The following is an 18,096-nucleotide window of genomic DNA, read 5'->3' as shown; positions in this document are numbered from 1 at the left end:
CGAAATTTCCCTCAGGCATCGATCGCGGCAAAAACCGAGGGGCTCGGCGCCTCCGCTTCGCCGCCTTCGGGGCCCCAGGCAACGATCCAGGCGATGAAATCGTCGCTCGGCTGGATGATCTGAAACGTGTCACCCGCCGGCACGAGAAGGGCATCGCCGGCCATAACCGTTCCCGCGTCGTCGCCGCTCTTCGTTGCCGCCTGCCCCGCGGCGATGATGACCAACCGGTCCTCAGGACGCGGGGCCTGATCGCTTCGGCCGCGCGGCGCGAAGACTTCGAGCGTCATCGTGCCGTGGGCCAAAACCTCCGCCGCAAATCGGCCCTCCGGCCAAGCCGCGCTTTGCGGCCCCGGCAGCTTCTGTAGAACGTCGCGCAACGACACCTGCATGACGGATCCTCTCAAGCCGGCTTCGCGCGCGCACATCGTGCCATACGCGCGAAAGCATGCTCAACCGACGACGCTCGGACCCGGATGCCGTCTTGCCGAAAAAAGGGGATCGGGGCCGGCTCAGCCGCCGGCCTGGGAAACGACCAGCGGCGTGACCTTATCCGAACGCTCTAGGCTCGTCGGCCGTTCCGCCGCGAACGGAATGCCGATCGCATGCCACGTTTCGACCAGCGCCCCGGTCAGCGTGGCGATCAGCACGTCATCATGCAGCGGCGTCGGGGTGATGCGCAGCCGCTCGGTGCCGCGTGGCACCGTCGGATAGTTGATCGGCTGGATATAGATGCCGTGACGCTCCAAGAGATGATCCGAAGCCTTCTTGCAGAGATCGGGCTCACCGACGAGCAATGGCACGATATGGGTGTCGGAGGGCATCACCGGCAGACCCGCCTCGGCAAACACCGCCTTGGCCTTTGCCGCCTGACGCTGCTGAGCGTCACGCTCGGCCTGCGAGAGCTTCAGGTGGCGGATCGAGGCGGTCGCGGCAGCGGCGAGAGCCGGCGGCAGCGCGGTGGTGAAGATAAAGCCCGGCGCATAGGAACGGACCGCGTCGATCAGGGCCTTGGTGCCGGTAATATAGCCGCCGAGAACGCCGAACGCCTTGGCGAGCGTCCCCTCGATGACGTCGATGCGATGGGCGACGCCCTCACGCTCGGAAATACCACCGCCGCGCGGACCGTACATGCCGACGGCATGGACCTCATCGATATAGGTCATGGCGTTGTATTTGTCGGCAAGGTCGCAGATCGCCTTGATCGGCCCGATGTCGCCGTCCATCGAATAGACGCTCTCGAACACGATCAGCTTCGGCCGATTCGGCTCGGCCGCGGCAAGAAGCTCTTCGAGATGGGTCAGGTCGTTGTGGCGGAAAACCTGCTTCTTGGCACCGGACTTGCGCACGCCCTCGATCATCGAGGCATGGTTGAGCTCGTCAGAGAGGATCAGGCAGTTCGGCAAGAGCTTGGCGATGGTCGAGATCGACGCCTCGTTGGAGACGAAGCCGGAGGTAAAGACCAGCGCCGCTTCCTTGCCGTGCAGATCGGCGAGCTCCAGCTCAAGCTCGACCAGTGGATGATTGGTGCCGGAGATGTTGCGGGTGCCGCCGGCGCCCGACCCCATCGCTCCGGCCGTTTCGGTCATTGCGGCGATCACCGAGGCGTGCTGGCCCATGCCGAGATAGTCGTTGGAGCACCAGACGGTGATTTCTCTCGCTTCGCCCTCGTGCCGCCAGATCGCCTTCGGAAATCGCCCCGCGATGCGCTCCAGATCGGCAAAGACGCGATAGCGGCGCTCAGCGTGGAGAGCCTCGATCGCCGAGGTGAAATGGCGCTGGTAATCAATCATCGTGCACTCCTCATCGGAATGTTTCTAAGTCCGTGGACTGGCAATGTCCACAGCCTCGGGGCGCCCACCCGGTCGAGACATGTCAAAATAATATGACACATATATCGATGGATTTGACAAGAATATTTGACACACAGCGCTATGATCGCCCGAACAGAGCCCTGAGTCATTGATTTAGAACAAATCAAAGCGAAGAGGCGATGACAAATCTGCCATCAGCGGCGGGAGCAGCGCGGGCGATCCCCCGTCCAGTGGCTCAATCCCCACGAGGCTCGGGCGTTTCAACGCCGGATTTTCCACGCGCGATCACGACATCGTTAGGACTCTCGCCGTCTAAGGTCTCGCGACGAGCCCGCGCCTGCTCCTTGCGACGCGCCAAATTGGCGCGCAATGCCTTCTGCAAACGGGCTTCTCGGGCCGATTTTGAATGGTCGGGGGCAGATTTCGTCATCGCTCGGATGTATCGGTTCCAAATTGGATTGGCCAGAGCGCTCCGTTCACCGGCGCGCGACAGCCGCAGAAAGTCTCGCGAACTGGCCCGCATCCGCGACGCAGAACAACCAAGCGCCGGAGACACATGACATGATCGATCGGATCGGCTTTGCCGCCGAACTCGCCGAATACACCGAACGCCATGGCGCGGTGACCATCGGACTTGCCGGCGCCGGCCAAATGGGCACCGACATCGTCGTCCAGACGGCGCTGATGCGCGGCGTGCGCGTCGGCGCCATCGCAGCCAACAGCCCGAGACGCCCGTTCGAGGCGATCGCCATGGCGGGCTACAATCGCGAGCACGGTGTCGAAGCGCAAGAGCCATGGGCGATCGATGCCGCAATCGAGGCCGGACGAATCGCCGTCACCAGCGACATCGCGGCGCTGTGCCGGTCCGGACGGATCGATGTCGTCGTCGACGCCACCGGCAGCCCGGAGGTCGGCGCGCGCCTGGCGCTGCTGGCGATCGAAAACGGCAAGCATATCGTCATGCTGAATGTCGAGGCCGACATCACCGTCGGCCGGCTTCTCGCCCGGCGCGCCAAGCAGGCCGGCGTCGTCTATACCGGCTCAGCCGGCGACGAGCCGGCCGCGACGCTGGAGCTGATCGCCTTCGCGCAAGCGCTCGGCATGGAGGTCGTCGCCGCCGGCAAGGGCAAGAACAATCCGCTGCGCCATGATGCCGTGCCCGCCGAGTATGAGGCGGAAGCGAGCGCGCGCAACATGAACGCGCGCATGTTGGTCGAGTTCGTCGACGGCTCGAAGACCATGGTCGAAATGACCGCGATTGCCAATTCGACCGGCCTTGTCCCGGACATTCCTGGCATGCACGGCCCGGCGGCAACGCTCGACAATCTCGCCCAAATTCTTAGCACCGAAGCCGATGGCGGCGTGCTGTCGCGCCCTGGCCGCGTCGACTACACGATCGGCAAAGGTGTGGCGCCCGGGGTTTTCTGTATCGTCAAGCCGCGCCATCCACGGGCGATCGAGCGGATGGCCGATCTCAAGGTCGGCTCCGGCCCCTGCTTCGCACTCACCCGACCCTTCCATCTGACCAGCCTGGAGACGCCGCTGTCGGCGGCCCGCGCGGTGATGAACGGCCGGCCGGACATGGTCCCCGTCGACCGCCCGGTTGCCGAATGCGGAGCCGTTGCCAAGCGCGCGCTCGCGCCCGGCGAAATCCTCGGCCGGATCGGCACGACCGACTATCGCGGCTTTGCCATGGAATGGCGCGATGCGAGCCAAAAGCGCGCTTTGCCGCTCGGCCTGGCCGAACACGCGCGAATCACCCGACCGGTCGCCCTCGGCGATCTCATCACCTACGACAACGCCGCGCCAAACGAGACGCTCATCGTCACCCGGCTGCGGGCCGAGCTCGACGCCGCCGATCGCGTCTTTATCGACTGACGCAACACATAAAAACACCCCGGCGCAGATGCGTCGGGGTGTTCAAAATGCTTGCCGAGTTCGACTGCCGGGACGACGCGCGCCCCGCCGTTTCAAAGCCGGTCGCGCTGCGGCCGGGTCGCGTCGATGGCGGTCTCCAGCCCCTTGGCGAGAACCGCCCGCTCATGCAGCGACAGATCTTCCATCGCCCGGCGCAGGCTGCGCAACGGATCGCGTTTGAGCATTTGCTGGCCCTTTTCCGTCAATTGCAGCTGCTCGGCGCGGCCGCGCCCGATCGTGCCCTTCTTCTCGACCAGCCCCTTCTCGATCAAGGTGCGCACGGTGCGCGCCACGGCGCCCGAAGCCAGGCCTTGAAAGCGGGCGAGATCGATCGAGGTTCGGCGCTCGACCGCAGCCTGATGAATATATCGCAACGCCGACCATTGGGCAGGAAAGAGCTGCGCCGCAAAGCCACTGGAGTGAAGCCTGCGCGCGACCTGTTCAAAGAGGCCGGTCAGCGTTTCAGTCGAATCAGTCTCCGTCATGTCGTGTCAAGTCATCCCGTTCACACCTGCGACTACGTGTAGCAGTCGCAGGCACTATAGAGCGGGAAGTTCTCCACTGCGACCACGGCAGGATTGCAAAATGTATGTATGACTGAAATTGTACAAAGGTTTTAAATTCTTGATGACATATGCGCGTCAGTTCAGCCAGTAAGCCCGCAACGGCTGAACCAGACGACATCCATCGCCATCCGGTCGGCCATGCAGACGAAACAAGTGCTCAAGCCGCTCAAAAACGCGCTCTAAGGTTGCAGCGCGCGTTGGATCGACGGCGATCAGTCGATCGGCGAAAGCATCCACGGATTGATACCGTCGGGCCTCGTCGAACACGACATTGCCGCGCAGGCGCAACTGACCGGTCCGCACGGCATCGGCAATCGCCGCACCCGCCGCGTGCCGAATCGCCGTCTCGTCCTCCACCGGGCGCATCACCTCGAAAACGCTCCCTTCGGCAAGCGGCTCGATGATCAGCAATGCCCCTTCCGGCCGCTTCACCCGCCGGGCTTCCGACAGGGCCGTCGCCATCGCATCGACCGGCACGTGATGCAGCGAATTGAGGAAGACGACCGCATCGAAACTTTGATCGTCAAAAGCCAAAGCTTCGGCCCGCCCGACCGCGAAGCGACCTTCAGGCGACGATCGTTGCGCCTCGCCGAGGGCACGCGCATGGGGATCGACGCCAACCGCCTGAAACCCGGCCGCGGTCAGCGAAGCGACGAGACCGCCCGTTCCGCAACCGATATCGAGAACAGATCCCGCGCCCGCAAAGCGCAGGCTCTCGACGATCACGCGATGCGGATCCCCCGAAACGAAGGCGGCATTGAGAGCTTCGGGCGTCGGCATGACAAATCACTCCGCAAAGCGCCGGCGGCGCGTCGGCGATGGCGCGCTGCCGGCAAAACATCGATCGCGGCTCGCGATCCTCCGGCCCGAAGACTTCACCCGTCGAGGGCAAGCTGTCAAAACTTCGGAATGAGACTCAAGCGAATCGACCGCATGATCAGCCCTGCCGCTTCGACCGGATCGCGCCCCGCGCGCCGGGCCACCCGTTTAGCCGCGCCCCGATACCGCAGGAGGCCGTCATGAGCGGTGTCGTCATCGTCGGGGCCGGCCAGGCCGGGTTCCAGGTCGCGGCGAGCCTTCGCCAAGGCGGCTTTGCGGGAGCTGTGACGCTGGTCGGTGACGAGCCGCGCCTGCCCTATCAGCGTCCGCCCCTGTCGAAGACCTACATCAAGACCGATGCCGCTTTCGACAGCCTGCTTTTGAAGCCGGAAAGCTTTTTCGAAAAACACGCGATCGCGCTGCGGCTCGGCGAAAGCGTCGCCGCGATCGACCGCGCCGCCCGCAGCGTCACGCTGGCGGACGGCAGCGCTCTTACCTTCGACCACCTTGTTCTCGCAACCGGCGCCGCCAATCGGGTTGTGCCGGTCCGCGGCCATGATCGTCGAGGTGTGCACCAGTTGCGCACGGCCGAGGACGCGGAACGGCTGCGTGCCGAGCTCGCCGCCGCATCGACCGTCGCCATCGTCGGCGGCGGGTTCATCGGCCTCGAAGTCGCCGCCGCGCTCCAGGCGCTGGAGAAGCGCGTCACGGTGATCGAGGCCGCCGACCGGCTGATGGGCCGCACGGTGTCGAGGCCGGTCTCGGCCTTCTTTCTCGACGAGCATCGCCGCATGGGCACGACGATCCTGCTCGGTACGGCGATCGATAGTGTCCTGGGCGATCAGCGCACCCGCGGCGTGCGGCTTTCAGACGGGCGCGATATCGATGCCGACCTCGTGCTGATCGCCGCCGGGGTGACGCCCAACGACCAGCTCGCCGAAGCGGCGGGGCTGCGCACCGACCGAGGCGTCGTCGTCGACCAACACATGCGCACAGACGACCGGGCGATCTTTGCAATCGGCGATTGCGCCGTCTTTCCCTCCGTCCACACCGGCACCGCCGTGCGGCTGGAATCGGTGCAAAACGCTGTCGACCAGGCCAAATTGGTCGCCGCCCGCATTTTGGCCCAAGATGACGACGCCGCGACGCTCGAGCCTTATCGAGCCGTGCCTTGGTTCTGGAGCGATCAAGGCCCGTTCAAGCTTCAGATCGTCGGCCTGACGGCAGGCGCCGATCATGTCGAGATGGCGAAGCTCGACGAGGCCGGCAAACTCGTGGCCTATTGCTTTGCCGGCGAACGGCTGCTCGGCATCGAAACGGTGAACCGGCCGGGTGAGCACATGCTCGGCCGGCGCATCCTGGCAGACGGCTTGCTCGTCGCCCGCGACGCGGTCGCGCGTCATGACTTCGACCTCAAGACTCACTTCAACGCCTTGAAAAGCCGAGGCTGACCGCCGGTGGAAGTGGCTATCGGCGCGCGCTGCCGCGATTTTTTGCCGGCTTATCGGGCACATCACCGCGATGCTCGCGCTCGGCATTGCGCTTTTTTTCGAGATCGACGAAGGCGTCGATCTCCTCGACCTCCGGATCGTCATAGGGTTCGGCAGGCTTGTCGCTGCCGGTTCGCTTTGCAGCCTTCAAGAGCATGTCCATTCCTTCCATCCATCCACGACCTGCCACGCGTTCACCGCACCGCCGATCCGAAGCGTTTCTGCCCGCTCCATTGCAGCGACAGGAGAAAGTCCCCATCTGGTGGTCGAAGCAACATATCGAGCTGACGCCCACACTTTGGCTTTTGCGAGGACGAAAAACCGTGACCGAGAGCATCCTGCGGGACCGGCCGATCGATGACCTGGACACCTGGCGCGCCTATCGCGGCGTGCGCACGCGGCGCATGTTCTCGTTCGTCGTCGACTACACGATCGTATTGCTTTTGTCGGTGCCGGCGGCGATCGTCGTCTTCCTGCTCGGCATGTTGTCCTTCGGCCTCGCCTGGGGCCTTTACGCAATCTTATTGCCCGTCATCGCGGTGCTCTATCTCGCCTTCACCATGGGCGGATCGAACCAGGCGACCCCCGGCATGCGGCTCGCGGGCGTGCGCGTCGCACGGCTCGATGGCGGCCGGGTCGATCCGCCGCTCGCCGTTCTCCACGGTGTTTTATTCTGGGCGGCCAACGCCGTCTTGACCCCTTTCGTGCTGCTCGTCGGCCTGTTCACCCCGCGCAAGCAGCTACTGCACGATCTGCTTCTGGGGACGGTCATCGTCCGCGACCGAGAATTTTGACGCGCCTTTTGCCGCGAAACCACGCGCGGCCTGTCGAGCACGCCGTGCGTCCGACAGGACACAGGACGCACAACGGACGTGCGCTCTGATTGACGCGACGCCTCGGGCTTTGCCGAAATTGATTCCGATCGTCCGGCCGATGCTGGCGTGCCGGCCAAGAGCACGACATGATCAGCGATCTTTCCCGCACCGGGTTGTCAGCCGGCGTTCCGCCGGAGATAACGTTGCGAGACGAACAGCTCGCGGCGCTTCATGGACTCCTTGCACATCTGGCTCACCTACGCCCTGATCCTGGTGAGCATCGTGGGCTACGCCTTGGAGCGATGGCCCATCGAGGCGGTCGCGGCTGCCTCGCTCAGCGCCTTTCTCCTGCTCTTTACCGCGCTTCCCTATAGCGACGCCAATCACCACACCGTCACCACGACGGATCTCCTCGCCGGCTTCGCCAATCCGGCGCTGATCACGGTGATGGCGCTGTTGATCGTCGGTCAGGGCCTGTTCGCGACCGATGCGATGGCGCGGCCCGCCGCATGGCTGAGCAAGCTTGGCGGTTCGGTGGGGGCGGGCGCCGTCGCCATCGTCCTCGTCAGTGCGGCGACGCTGTCGGCCTTCCTCAACAACACCCCCGTGGTGGTGATCTTCATCCCGATCCTGACGATGCTCGCCACCCAGCGGGGAATCTCGCCCAACCACGTCTTCATGCCGCTGTCCTTTCTGTCGATTCTCGGCGGCATGACGACGCTGATCGGCTCATCGACGAACCTGCTCGTCGCCGGCGTTGCCGCTCGCTCGGGCGTTTCCATGGGCTTTTTTGACATCACCGCGCCGGGCATCGCCATCGCCGTCGTCGGCGCCTTCTATGTCATCCGGATCATGCCAAGCATTCTCAGTCCGCGACAGGGATCCGGGCAACGCCTCGTCGATCCCGGCGGCAAGCAATTTCTCGGCGAGATCGACATTACCGCGGGCCATGCCTTTCTCGGCCTGACCGCCCGCGCCGGCCTGTTTCCCGGCCTCGGTGAGCTGACACCGCGGATGATCATCCGTGACGACGCCACGATCCTGCCGCCGTTCGACGACATCGCGCTCAGCGTTGGCGACCGGCTGATCGTCACCGCCACCCGCCGCGCCTTTTCGCGGGCGCTCGCGCGCGGCAATCTGAAGGTCAAGACGCTGGATCCCTCCGGCGACGAGAGCGGCAAACGGGGCAACAGGATCGGGCCCGATATGATGATGGCCGAGGCGGTGGTCGCGCCCGGCTCGCGCTATGCCGGCCGAACCATGCAGTTCTCCGGTCTCAGAACCCAGTTCGGGATCACCCTGTTCGGCCTGCAGCGTAAGAGCCGCATGGCGCGCGCGGCCCTGTCCGAGATCCGGCTGGAGCCGGGCGATACCTTGCTCTTATGCGGCCGCGAGGCCAACATCTCGGCGCTGCGCGGCAATCACGACCTTCTGCTGCTCGAATATTCCGCCCAGCCGATCCCGCAATCGGCCAAGGCGCTGCTGGCCACGGCGATCTTCGTCTGCATCGTCAGCTTGTCCGCCGCCGGCATCTTGCCGATCGAGGTGTTGTCGGTCTGCGGCGCGGTCGCGATGGTGGCGACCGGCTGTCTGACGATCGTCGAGGCAGCACGCTCCTTTGACCGCTCGATCTATCTTCTGGTCGGCGCCTCGATCGCCGCGGCGACGGCACTGGAGCGCACCGGCGGTGCCCATCTGATCGCCGAGCGCGCGCTCGACCTGTTGGCCGGCGCCTCCCCCGCGATGATCCTCTCCGGGCTGTTCCTTGTCATCGCGATCTTTACCAATTTCTTATCCAATAACGCGACGGCCGTGCTGTTCACGCCGATTGCCATCGACATGGCGCGACGGCTCGGCGTATCACCGGAACCATGGCTCGCCTGCGTCATTTTTGGCGCCAATGCATCCTTCGCAACGCCGATTGGTTATCAGACCAATCTCCTGGTGATGGGACCAGGGCGCTATCGGTTCGTCGACTTCGTCAAAGCCGGTGTTCCCCTTGTCCTCGTCGTGTGGTTAACATTTAGCCTTGTTGCACCGTGGTATTACGGGCTTTGATTTCTCGAGACGGCACGTGACGGTTCACCATCCGCAGACGCCTCAATTCTTTCTGACCTCGCCGTCGCCCTGCCCCTATCTGCCGGGACAGGCCGAACGAAAAGTTTTCACCCATTTGGTCGGCGAGCGCGCGCCGGCCCTGCTCGATCTGCTCAGCCAAGGCGGCTTTCGGCGCAGCCAGAACATCGCCTACCGCCCGGCCTGCGAGCGCTGCCGGGCCTGCATCTCGGTGCGGATCCTGGTCGACGAATTCGTCCCTGGCAAATCCACGCGGCGGATTCTCGCACGCAATCGGGATCTTGTCGGCCGCATGGCGACGCCGAGCCCCACCAGCGAGCAATATTCGCTGTTTCGCCGCTATATCGACCATCGCCATGCCTTTGGCGGCATGGCCGAGATGAGCGTGCTCGACTATGCGATGATGGTCGAGGACAGTCAGGTCGACACGCGGGTGATCGAATATCGCCGAAAGGGCCCCGATTCCGCTTTCACCGCTCAGTCGGACGGTGATCTCGTCGCGGTCGCCCTCTCCGACGTCATGGCCGACGGGATGTCGATGGTCTATTCGTTTTTCGATCCCGAGCAGGACCAGCGCAGCCTCGGCACCCATATGATTCTCGATCATATCGAGCGCACCCGCAAACTCGGCCTCTCCTATCTTTATCTCGGCTATTGGGTCGAGGGATCGAAAAAGATGCAATACAAGATCCGCTTCAAGCCCCAGGAGCATTTGACGCCGCGAGGCTGGGAACGCTACGACGGCTGACACGCGTCTCGCCGGCTTGCGGATCAACCGGCCCGGTCGGCCGCACAAGCGATCGGCGGCGGCGTCTCGATAAAAACGCCGCCGCCTGTTTTTCGCCGTCAGGCGAATGTGAGCGCGGTGCTCTCCAGCGGCAGCCCGCGCACGAGTTCCAGCGCCTGTCGCTCGAACAGACGGCGGTAGATGCCGTTCGGGCGGGCGATCAGCGCCGCGTGGTCGCCTTCTTCGACGATCCGGCCACGATCGAAGACCAGCAGTCGATCGAGCGCTTTGACCGTCGACAGCCGGTGGGCGACGACCAGCGTCGTGCGCCCGGCCATCAGCCGCTCCATCGCCTGCTGGATGACGATCTCCGATTCGGAGTCGAGGCTGGCGGTCGCCTCGTCGAGGATCAGGATCGGCGCATCGGCGAGAAACGCCCGGGCAATCGCCACTCGCTGGCGCTCGCCACCGGAGAGTTTTACCCCGCGCTCGCCGACCAGCGTCTGATAGCCTTTCGGCAGCCGCGCGATGAATTCGGCGGCCCCGGCCAGACGCGCCGCCTCAACGATCGCCGCCATCGAGGCGCCCGGCCGGCCATAGGCAACGTTCTCGGCCAGCGAGCGGTGAAACAAAATCGGCTCCTGCTGCACGATGGCGATCTTCGCCCGCAGATCGGCTTGGCGAACCGCGGCGATGTCCTGCCCGTCGATCAAGATTGCCCCGTCGGTGACGTCATAAAGCCGCTGGATCAGCTTGACGAGCGTCGACTTGCCGGAGCCCGAATGCCCGACCAGCCCCACACGCTCGCCCGCCCTGATGGTGAGCGACAGATCCTGATAGAGCGGCGTCAGATGCGAGCCGTAATGGAACGACACACGGTCGAAGACGATCTCGCCCTTCTGGATCGCGATCGCCTTGGCATTCGGCCGATCGACGACCCCGAGCGGAATGTCCGACAGCGTGACCAGTTCCTCCATGTCGTTCACCGACCGCTGGAGATTGCGGATATGCATGCCGACCTCGCGCAGATAGCCCTGCAGCACGAAGAAGGCGGTCAGCACATAGGCCAGATCGCCCGGCCCCGCGTTTCCATGCATCCAGAGCCAGATCGCAAGACCGATCACCCCGACCCGCAGGACGAAGAGCATGGTGTTTTGCACCGTGCTGTTGATCACCCCTCGCTTCCAGGACCGCCGCGCGCGCCGCTGCCATTTCTCCGCCACCTGGGCGAGGATCGCTTCTTCCCGCAGCTCACCGCCAAAACCTTTGACGACAGCATTGCAGGAGATCGCGTCGGCGAGCGCGCCACCGAGCTTGGTGTCCCAGCCATTGGCCAGCCGCGCTGCCGGAGCGACGAAGCCGAGCGAAATCGCGACGGTGATCGTCAGATAGACGAGCGCGCCAAGACCGATCACCAGGCCCATCACCGGCCAGTGCCAGCCGAGCAAGGCGGTCGTTCCGGCCAACATGACCAGGGACGGCAGGAGCGAGAGCAGCACCGTGTCGTTCAGAAGGTCGAGCGCCCACATGCCGCGGGTGATCTTGCGCACCGTCGAGCCGGCGAAGCTGTTGGCATGCCAGTCGGTCGACAGACGTTGGACCAGGGCAAAGGCCTCGGCCATCACCTCGCGCAGTATGACGATCGTAAAGTCGACGATCAGCGAGAAGCTGATGAAGCGGGCGAGAACGCTGATGACGGCCAAAACGGCGAGCGACAACAGCGCCGCAATCGCCGCATCGAAGGCGCCGACGGCATTAACCGTTCCCGTGACGGCATCGACCAACCGTCCGGCAAAGAGTGGCGTAAGGACATCGGCGAGTGTGCCGAGCGTGATGATCGCCGAGATCGCGATCATCTTGGCCGGCTGACGCGACCAGTAGCGCCCGGTGAAGACCAAAACGGCAGCAAAGGCCGATTGGCGGAAATTGGAAAACCACAGCGACATGAGATGTCGACCAGCCCGCAGACCGGTCCCCTGACAAAGCCCTTGCACCGGCGGTCCGCGAACGCCCATCGGTTCGCACGTTCAGGCCAACTGGCTGCAAGAGTGATGATGGAAAAAGGCCGGCTGTCGCCGAGCCCGATCAATGACGCATTCGCCTCAGGCGAGGATCATCCCGGCACGGGATGACCGCGGAAGGGTGTAGAAACCAGAAGCGTTCATATGGCCCTCCTTCGTGCGGTTGGCGTCTGTCAGGAATGCCGTCTCATAGCCCAGCTTGATTCGTTTGCCAAGCCGATGATTTGCGCTGACGCAGCAGTGTGATCGTTGCACACGCCGAGAGCGCGGCAAGCGATTGATTTTACACGACCGCGCTCAACGTCTACCGGCACCATGTCATCGACGGTTCACCGGAGAGTCCTGGCGCCGCACATCGCCTGAGCGATCTTGAGCGGGCCTCAGCCGGCGAACGTGTTGTTCTTGGGAAAGCCCTTTGGCACCAGCCGACCGGCCTGGGCGCGGTCGCCGCGCCATTCGAGCAGATCGCTCTCCTGGCGCAGGAAGGCACGCTTGGCAGAATCAGACCAGGACAGGCCCTCGGCCAGCTTGAACACCTTCACATCGGAGACGCTGCCATCCTTGTAGCGCTGCAGCCGCACGCCCTTGCCGCGGGCCATCTGCGGCACCTGGGACAGCGGGAAAACGAGAAGTTTTCTATTCTGGCCGACGATTGCGACCGTGTCGCCGCCAGCGATCGGCACAGCGAAGCCGAGCCTCGCCTTGGCCGAGACATTGACGAGCTGCTTGCCCTTGCGGGTCGAGGACAGCATGTCGGCCTCGCCGGCGACAAAGCCGGTGCCGTCGCTCGACACCAGCAGCCGCTGGCTCTCGGGATCAGCGACGAAGGCGATGGCGATATCCTGGTCGTCGTCCATCTCTACCGCCAGGCGGATCGGCTCGCCCTGGCCGCGTCCGCCGGGCAGCTTGTCGGCCGACAGAGTGAAGGCGCGCCCGCCGGTGGACAGGAAGATCAGCTTGTCGGTCGTCATCGCATGGAAGGCGAATTTCAGACCGTCGCCCTCGCGGAAGCTGAGCACCCCCGCATCGGCAAGATGGCCCTTCATCCCGCGCAAAAATCCTTTCTGCGACAGGACAACCGTCACCGGCTCCTTCTCGATCAGCGCGACGGTGATGTCGTCGAGATTGTGGCTCGGCGCGTCGGCAAAGCGCGTGCGACGGCGACCGAGCTTGGTCTTCTTCGAAAAGGTCTCGCGCACGTCGCGAACCTCGTCGGCAATCGCCGCCCACTGTCTCTCGTCCGAGCCAAGCAGCGCTTCCTTCTCGGCCTTTTCGAGGGTCAACGCGTCGAACTCGCGCTTCAGCTCGAACTCCTCGAGCTTGCGCAGGGAGCGCAGCCGCATGTTGAGGATCGCTTCGGCCTGATTGTCGGTCAGCTCGAAGGTGCGCATCAGCTCCTTCTTCGGCTCGTCCTCTTCGCGGATGATCCGGATCACCTCGTCGATATTGAGGAAGACGACGAGATAGCCGGAGACGATTTCCAGCCGCCGCTCGATCTGACCCAGTCGATACTGCGTCTGCCGCTGCAGAACCTCGCGCTGATGGGCGAGCCATTCCGACAACGCCTCCTTCAGCGACAGCACCTTCGGCACCTTGCCGCCGGACAGGACATTCATGTTGAGCGAAATGCGGCTTTCGAAATCCGTCAGCCGGAACAGCGACTCCATCAACAGCTCGGGATCGACCGTCCGGCTCTTCGGTTCGAGCACGATCCGAACGTCCTCGGCCGATTCATCGCGAATATCGGCAAGCAGCGGCAGCTTGCGGGCCTGCAGCAGCTCGGCGATTTTTTCGATCAGCCGGGACTTTTGCACCTGGTAGGGGATCTCGGTGACGACGACGACGTAATTGCCGCGCCCGACATCCTCGCGCTCCCAGCGCGCCCGCACCCGGAAACCGCCCCGCCCGGTCTCGTAGGCTTCGCGGATCTGCGCCTGATTGTCGACAACGACGCCGCCGGTCGGAAAGTCCGGCCCCTGGACGAAGCGCAACAGCGCATCGGTGGAGGCGCCGGGATCCTCGATCAGCTTCAGCGCCGCATCGCAAAGCTCGGCGGCGTTGTGCGGCGGAATCGAAGTCGCCATGCCGACGGCGATGCCGGATGATCCATTGGCGAGGAGGTTCGGGAAGGCGCCCGGCAGAACGACCGGTTCCTTGTCTTCCTCGTTATAGGTCGGGCGAAAGTCGACCGCATCCTCGTCGATGCCGCGCAGAAGCAGGGTCGCGACGTCGGTCATCCGCGCTTCGGTATAGCGCATGGCCGCAGCGCTATCGCCGTCGACATTGCCGAAATTGCCCTGGCCGTCGATCAACGGATAGCGGACCGAAAAATCCTGGGCGAGACGGACCAGCGCGTCATAGATCGCGGCATCGCCATGGGGATGAAACTTACCCATCACATCGCCGACGATGCGGGCGCATTTCTTGTAGGCGTCGCCCGGATCAAGCTTGAGGATGCGCATAGCGTGGACGATGCGCCGGTGGACCGGCTTCAGCCCGTCACGCACATCCGGCAGGGCGCGGCCCATGATGGTCGACAACGCATAGGCGAGATAGCGCTCCTCGAGCGCCGTCTTCAAATCGATCGGTTCGATATCGCCGCCGCCTGAAGGCGGTTCCGCTGCCTTGCCCATGGCGCGTGTGTAGCGAAGGTCAAGGGGTGGAACAAGACCGGAACGCTGTGATCCTCAGCTTTTTGTCGAGCGGCGGGCGCCCGTCTTTCCGCGGCGGCGTGATGCCGATCGGCGGTTTTATCTTCTTAACGCCCGATTTGGCCGTAGATTGCCGTCCTTCGTCGCCCTAACTCTGGCCTGAAGTTCATTCGCACGTTTATGGCCCGCACGTTTATGGACAGTGTCGGGCCCCACGCTGACAAAAGGTTCTTTGATGTTCGCCAAGACTTCCGTGTCTTTGACCACGACCGTCGTCGTGCTTTTGTGCTCGACCGCGGCCTTCGCCGCCGACGCGAACGCCTTTGGCGAGCGCCTCAAGGCCGTTGCCGCCGAGCAGAACATGACGCTCACCTATGACAGCGCCGCCGCGACGGGCGACGACGTCGTCCTCGCCGGCTTGACGATTGCGCCAAAAGGCGAAAAGCCGTCCAAGGTCGGCGACATCACCTTCCAGGGCGTCACCGGCTCGACCGCCGATGGCTGGATGGTCGAGAAGATCCCGATCGCCGACGTCGACGTCACCGAGGGTGAGAACCACACCGTCGCCTCCGGCATGTCGATCGAGGGGTTCGAACTTCTGCCCGACGACGCCAGCAAGCTGTCGCCGGTCAAGCAGCTGTCGAAGTTCTACTTCCAGAAAGCCAGCCTTGATCATCTGAAAATCGAGAAGCAGGGCGATCAGGTCTTTGATCTCTCGGGCGTTTCGATCGAGAACACCCTCAACGACGACCAGACCGTTTCGTCCGATTTCAATCTCGGCACCTTCAACGCCGACTTCTCCAAGGCCGATCCGAAGACCATCACGGCGATGAACGACCTCGGCTACACTCAGATGTCCGGCTCGATCGAAGGCAGCGCCAGTTGGGATCCGAAGTCCGGCACGATGACGCTCGATCCGTTCGACATCAATGTCAAGAATGCCGGCAACCTCTCCTTCACCTATGAAATGACCGGCTACACGCCGGCCTTCATTCAGTCGATGCAGCAGATCTCCAAGCAGATGCGGGAGCACCCGGAGGGCAAGCAGAACGCCGGCATGGCGATGATGGGGCTGATGTCGCAGCTCTCGCTCGGCTCGGCCGACATCACCTTCACCGACGATTCCCTGACCGACAAGCTGCTCGACTATTTCGCCAAGAAGCAGAACAAGACCCGCGAGCAGCTGATCTCGCAGATCGAGATGACGGTGCCGGCCGCCCTCGCCCAGCTGCAAAATCCGGACTTTCAGAAGAAGGTCGCCGATGCCGTCTCGACCTATCTGAAGCAGCCGCAGTCGCTGTCGGTCTCGGTCGACCCGAAGACGCCAGTGCCGGCCATGCAGATCGTCGGCGCGGCGATGGGCGCGCCCCAGACCCTGCCGCAGGTGCTCTCGCTCGACGTGACGGCGAACGACTCGACCAACGAATAACACGGGCACCGGGTAACACGGGCACCGGATGACACGGGCCGGTCCCGTCGCCGTCCTCCGAAACACCGGCCAGCCGCGTCTGTCGAGGCTCGGCCGGCGGTTCCAGCATCGGCCAGAAAATCGATTCCGATTTTCGGGCCGATGCTGTAGGCATCAATTCGCCGTTTTGTATCACTACAGCATCGTGCTTTCCGAAAATCGGAATCGATTTTCGGAAAGCACGATGCGTCGATTCAAAGGGTTAGAGCAACCTTTCTGCGTCCTACAAGACGCAGGGCGCTCTAAGGGCTTCTGGCAGCCGCTTGGGAGGTCGCACCCCCAAGGCATTTCGCATGGCTGCGGCATCGATGGCGTCGCGTTTTTCACCGGTCAGACCGGCCTCTGCGATTTGATGCGTAAATGATGAGGATTGAACGTGTCTTCACTGACGACATTCCAAGACACGCGCCACCAGACGCCCGCCCATCGGACAAAAACGCGACGGAGAGTGACGATCGGGCAGATGATTTTCCTGGTCATCGCCGTCATCCCCATCACCTGGTCAATTTTGTATTATGGCCTGATCGCCTCAAACCGCTATTTGTCGGAAAGTCGTTTTCTCGTTCGCAGCGCCAAAACGCAGAACGTCAGCGGTCTCTCGTCAATTCTGCAGACGTTTGGCATCAGCAACGCCAGCGACGACAGCTATGCAGTGCAAAGCTATATTCTTTCCCGTGATGCACTCCATGATTTGATGAAAACATTACCGATGGAAACCTTTCTCAATCGCGAGGGCGTCGATCCGATTTCAACATGCTACAAGCCATGGTCAAGCCATGACTTTGAGACACTGTACCAGTGCTATCTTGATCGGGTCGACGCAACGCGGGAAGAAACAACCGGCATCAGCGTTCTCGCGGTTCAGCTTTATCGTCCCGAAGACTCGAAATTGGTGGCCGATCGTCTTTTGGAACTTGGCGAACAATTGGCCAACAGAATGAACAAGCGGGCCGAAAACGACGCCGTCGCGAGCGCCAAGGCCTTTCTGCAACAAGCCGAAGCACGGGTGGTTGAAGCCAACCAGAATTTGACCGCGTTTCGCAACCAACAAAATTTTCTCGACGTCAAAGGCCAGGCGACACCGGCAGCGACCGTTATGACGGCTCTGGCAAGCGAAATTGCGAAGACTCGCGCCGAGATCGACCAGCAAACCCGCCTGTCCCCGTCCGGCCCCAGAATTGAATCGCTCAAGACCAAAGTCAAAGTGCTCGAGGATCAGATGAAAATCGAGCAGAGCAAGCTGACCGGCGGCAAAGATGCCTTGTCCAATCAAATTTCCGGCTATGAAGATCTGATGCTGAGAAAGACGATTGCCGATCAGACCCTCGAAATCGCATCGAAGGCCATCGACCAAGCCCGCCTCGATGCAAAGCGTCAACGCATTTATATCGAGACGATCGTCAAGCCCAACCTCGCCGACGACTCGACCCGGCCGAAACGCCTTCGAATGATCGTCTCGGTCATCGTGGTCTCGTTGATGCTCTTTGCCGTCGTGTGGATGGTGGTGGTCGGCGGACGCGAACATCTCAACCACAATGCGGAATAAACAGCGCTCCGGACCGCGCTGCCGCATGGCACGATCCCAAGCGACGGCACTCGACAATGGACTGGCCTGCTGCCGGTTTCGTGGACACCGAGATAAGGTGTTTAACGGAACTGGAGAGTTGGAATGCAGAGAAGGAAGTTCAGCCGCGAGTTCAAGCTTGAGACAGTGAGGCTGGTGAAGGATCGGGGC

The 18,096-nt window shown here is 63.1% G+C and carries 14 protein-coding genes; 7 read left to right on the top strand and 7 right to left on the bottom strand.

Translation table 11 applies throughout. The features are described 5' to 3' along the window. Nucleotides 1–11: 11 nt before the first annotated feature. Together J1C48_RS06230 and hemA are read right to left on the bottom strand one after the other, a co-directional pair. Nucleotides 12–389 (bottom strand): hypothetical protein, encoded by a 378-nt coding sequence (locus J1C48_RS06230; RefSeq protein ID WP_207256942.1) that lies wholly within the window; start codon nucleotides 387–389, stop codon nucleotides 12–14. Nucleotides 390–509: 120 nt separating this feature from the next. Then, nucleotides 510–1,787: a 5-aminolevulinate synthase gene (gene hemA, locus J1C48_RS06225; RefSeq protein ID WP_207257147.1), complete on the bottom strand. Its 1,278-nt coding sequence runs from the start codon at nucleotides 1,785–1,787 to the stop codon at nucleotides 510–512. Nucleotides 1,788–2,372: 585 nt separating this feature from the next. On the opposite strand from hemA, the gene J1C48_RS06220 reads away from it, so the two are divergent. Further along, entirely contained in the window at nucleotides 2,373–3,689 is a 1,317-nt protein-coding gene (locus J1C48_RS06220; protein ID WP_207256941.1) for an NAD(P)H-dependent oxidoreductase, read from the top strand. A gap of 92 nt (nucleotides 3,690–3,781) precedes the next feature. Here J1C48_RS06220 and J1C48_RS06215 read toward each other — a convergent pair whose 3' ends face one another. Together J1C48_RS06215 and J1C48_RS06210 are read right to left on the bottom strand one after the other, a co-directional pair. Then, nucleotides 3,782–4,213, bottom strand: coding sequence for a MarR family winged helix-turn-helix transcriptional regulator (locus tag J1C48_RS06215; RefSeq protein ID WP_207256940.1), 432 nt, complete (start codon nucleotides 4,211–4,213; stop codon nucleotides 3,782–3,784). 156 nt (nucleotides 4,214–4,369) lie between these two features. After that, a complete protein-coding gene (locus J1C48_RS06210; RefSeq protein ID WP_207256939.1) occupies nucleotides 4,370–5,074 on the bottom strand; it encodes a class I SAM-dependent methyltransferase in 705 nt (234 codons plus the stop codon). Between the two features lie 239 nt (nucleotides 5,075–5,313). On the opposite strand from J1C48_RS06210, the gene J1C48_RS06205 reads away from it, so the two are divergent. After that, nucleotides 5,314–6,564, top strand: coding sequence for an NAD(P)/FAD-dependent oxidoreductase (locus J1C48_RS06205; protein WP_207256938.1), 1,251 nt, complete (start codon nucleotides 5,314–5,316; stop codon nucleotides 6,562–6,564). Between the two features lie 16 nt (nucleotides 6,565–6,580). Here J1C48_RS06205 and J1C48_RS06200 read toward each other — a convergent pair whose 3' ends face one another. Next, nucleotides 6,581–6,766 (bottom strand): hypothetical protein, encoded by a 186-nt coding sequence (locus J1C48_RS06200; RefSeq protein ID WP_207256937.1) that lies wholly within the window; start codon nucleotides 6,764–6,766, stop codon nucleotides 6,581–6,583. Nucleotides 6,767–6,926: 160 nt separating this feature from the next. On the opposite strand from J1C48_RS06200, the gene J1C48_RS06195 reads away from it, so the two are divergent. The 3 genes from J1C48_RS06195 to J1C48_RS06185 all read left to right on the top strand — a co-directional run bounded on the left by J1C48_RS06195 (nucleotide 6,927) and on the right by J1C48_RS06185 (nucleotide 10,242). Continuing rightward, the gene (locus J1C48_RS06195; protein WP_231081647.1) at nucleotides 6,927–7,397 is read left to right on the top strand and encodes an RDD family protein; all 471 of its coding nucleotides are present in this window, start codon (nucleotides 6,927–6,929) and stop codon (nucleotides 7,395–7,397) included. Nucleotides 7,398–7,649: 252 nt separating this feature from the next. Then, complete coding sequence (locus J1C48_RS06190) at nucleotides 7,650–9,476, top strand: SLC13 family permease (RefSeq protein WP_207256936.1); 1,827 nt, start codon at nucleotides 7,650–7,652, stop codon at nucleotides 9,474–9,476. Nucleotides 9,477–9,492: 16 nt separating this feature from the next. Then, nucleotides 9,493–10,242, top strand: a complete 750-nt coding sequence (locus J1C48_RS06185; RefSeq protein ID WP_207256935.1) for an arginyltransferase — start codon at nucleotides 9,493–9,495, stop codon at nucleotides 10,240–10,242. A gap of 98 nt (nucleotides 10,243–10,340) precedes the next feature. On the opposite strand, the gene J1C48_RS06180 is transcribed toward J1C48_RS06185, so the two are convergent. Together J1C48_RS06180 and parC are read right to left on the bottom strand one after the other, a co-directional pair. Then, nucleotides 10,341–12,167 carry an ABC transporter ATP-binding protein gene (locus J1C48_RS06180; protein ID WP_207256934.1) on the bottom strand — a complete coding sequence of 609 codons (1,827 nt, stop codon included), beginning with the start codon at nucleotides 12,165–12,167 and terminating at the stop codon, nucleotides 10,341–10,343. Nucleotides 12,168–12,622: 455 nt separating this feature from the next. Next, nucleotides 12,623–14,875 (bottom strand): DNA topoisomerase IV subunit A, encoded by a 2,253-nt coding sequence (gene parC, locus J1C48_RS06175; RefSeq protein ID WP_207256933.1) that lies wholly within the window; start codon nucleotides 14,873–14,875, stop codon nucleotides 12,623–12,625. Nucleotides 14,876–15,128: 253 nt separating this feature from the next. Here parC and J1C48_RS06170 point away from each other — a divergent pair, with 253 nt between their 5' ends. After that, a complete protein-coding gene (locus tag J1C48_RS06170; protein WP_207256932.1) occupies nucleotides 15,129–16,322 on the top strand; it encodes a hypothetical protein in 1,194 nt (397 codons plus the stop codon). A gap of 415 nt (nucleotides 16,323–16,737) precedes the next feature. Then, complete coding sequence (locus J1C48_RS06165) at nucleotides 16,738–17,907, top strand: KpsE/RkpR family capsule polysaccharide export protein (RefSeq protein WP_207256931.1); 1,170 nt, start codon at nucleotides 16,738–16,740, stop codon at nucleotides 17,905–17,907. Nucleotides 17,908–18,096: the final 189 nt, after the last annotated feature.

The sequence above is a fragment of the Jiella flava genome, from assembly GCF_017349315.1.
Taxonomy (GTDB): domain Bacteria; phylum Pseudomonadota; class Alphaproteobacteria; order Rhizobiales; family Rhizobiaceae; genus Jiella; species Jiella flava.
This window is presented reverse-complemented; position numbering and strand designations above follow the sequence as displayed.

Bases quoted from the DNA above. Each gene is read 5' to 3' on its own strand.
- J1C48_RS06205 (WP_207256938.1), top strand. From the start codon at position 5,314: ATGAGCGGTGTCGTCATCGTCGGGGCCGGCCAGGCCGGGTTCCAGGTC.
- J1C48_RS06180 (WP_207256934.1), bottom strand. From the start codon at position 12,167: ATGTCGCTGTGGTTTTCCAATTTCCGCCAATCGGCCTTTGCTGCCGTT.
- J1C48_RS06215 (WP_207256940.1), bottom strand. From the start codon at position 4,213: ATGACGGAGACTGATTCGACTGAAACGCTGACCGGCCTCTTTGAACAG.
- J1C48_RS06170 (WP_207256932.1), top strand. From the start codon at position 15,129: ATGTTCGCCAAGACTTCCGTGTCTTTGACCACGACCGTCGTCGTGCTT.
- J1C48_RS06190 (WP_207256936.1), top strand. From the start codon at position 7,650: ATGGACTCCTTGCACATCTGGCTCACCTACGCCCTGATCCTGGTGAGC.
- J1C48_RS06230 (WP_207256942.1), bottom strand. From the start codon at position 389: ATGCAGGTGTCGTTGCGCGACGTTCTACAGAAGCTGCCGGGGCCGCAA.
- J1C48_RS06210 (WP_207256939.1), bottom strand. From the start codon at position 5,074: ATGCCGACGCCCGAAGCTCTCAATGCCGCCTTCGTTTCGGGGGATCCG.
- parC (WP_207256933.1), bottom strand. From the start codon at position 14,875: ATGGGCAAGGCAGCGGAACCGCCTTCAGGCGGCGGCGATATCGAACCG.
- J1C48_RS06200 (WP_207256937.1), bottom strand. From the start codon at position 6,766: ATGGACATGCTCTTGAAGGCTGCAAAGCGAACCGGCAGCGACAAGCCT.
- J1C48_RS06220 (WP_207256941.1), top strand. From the start codon at position 2,373: ATGATCGATCGGATCGGCTTTGCCGCCGAACTCGCCGAATACACCGAA.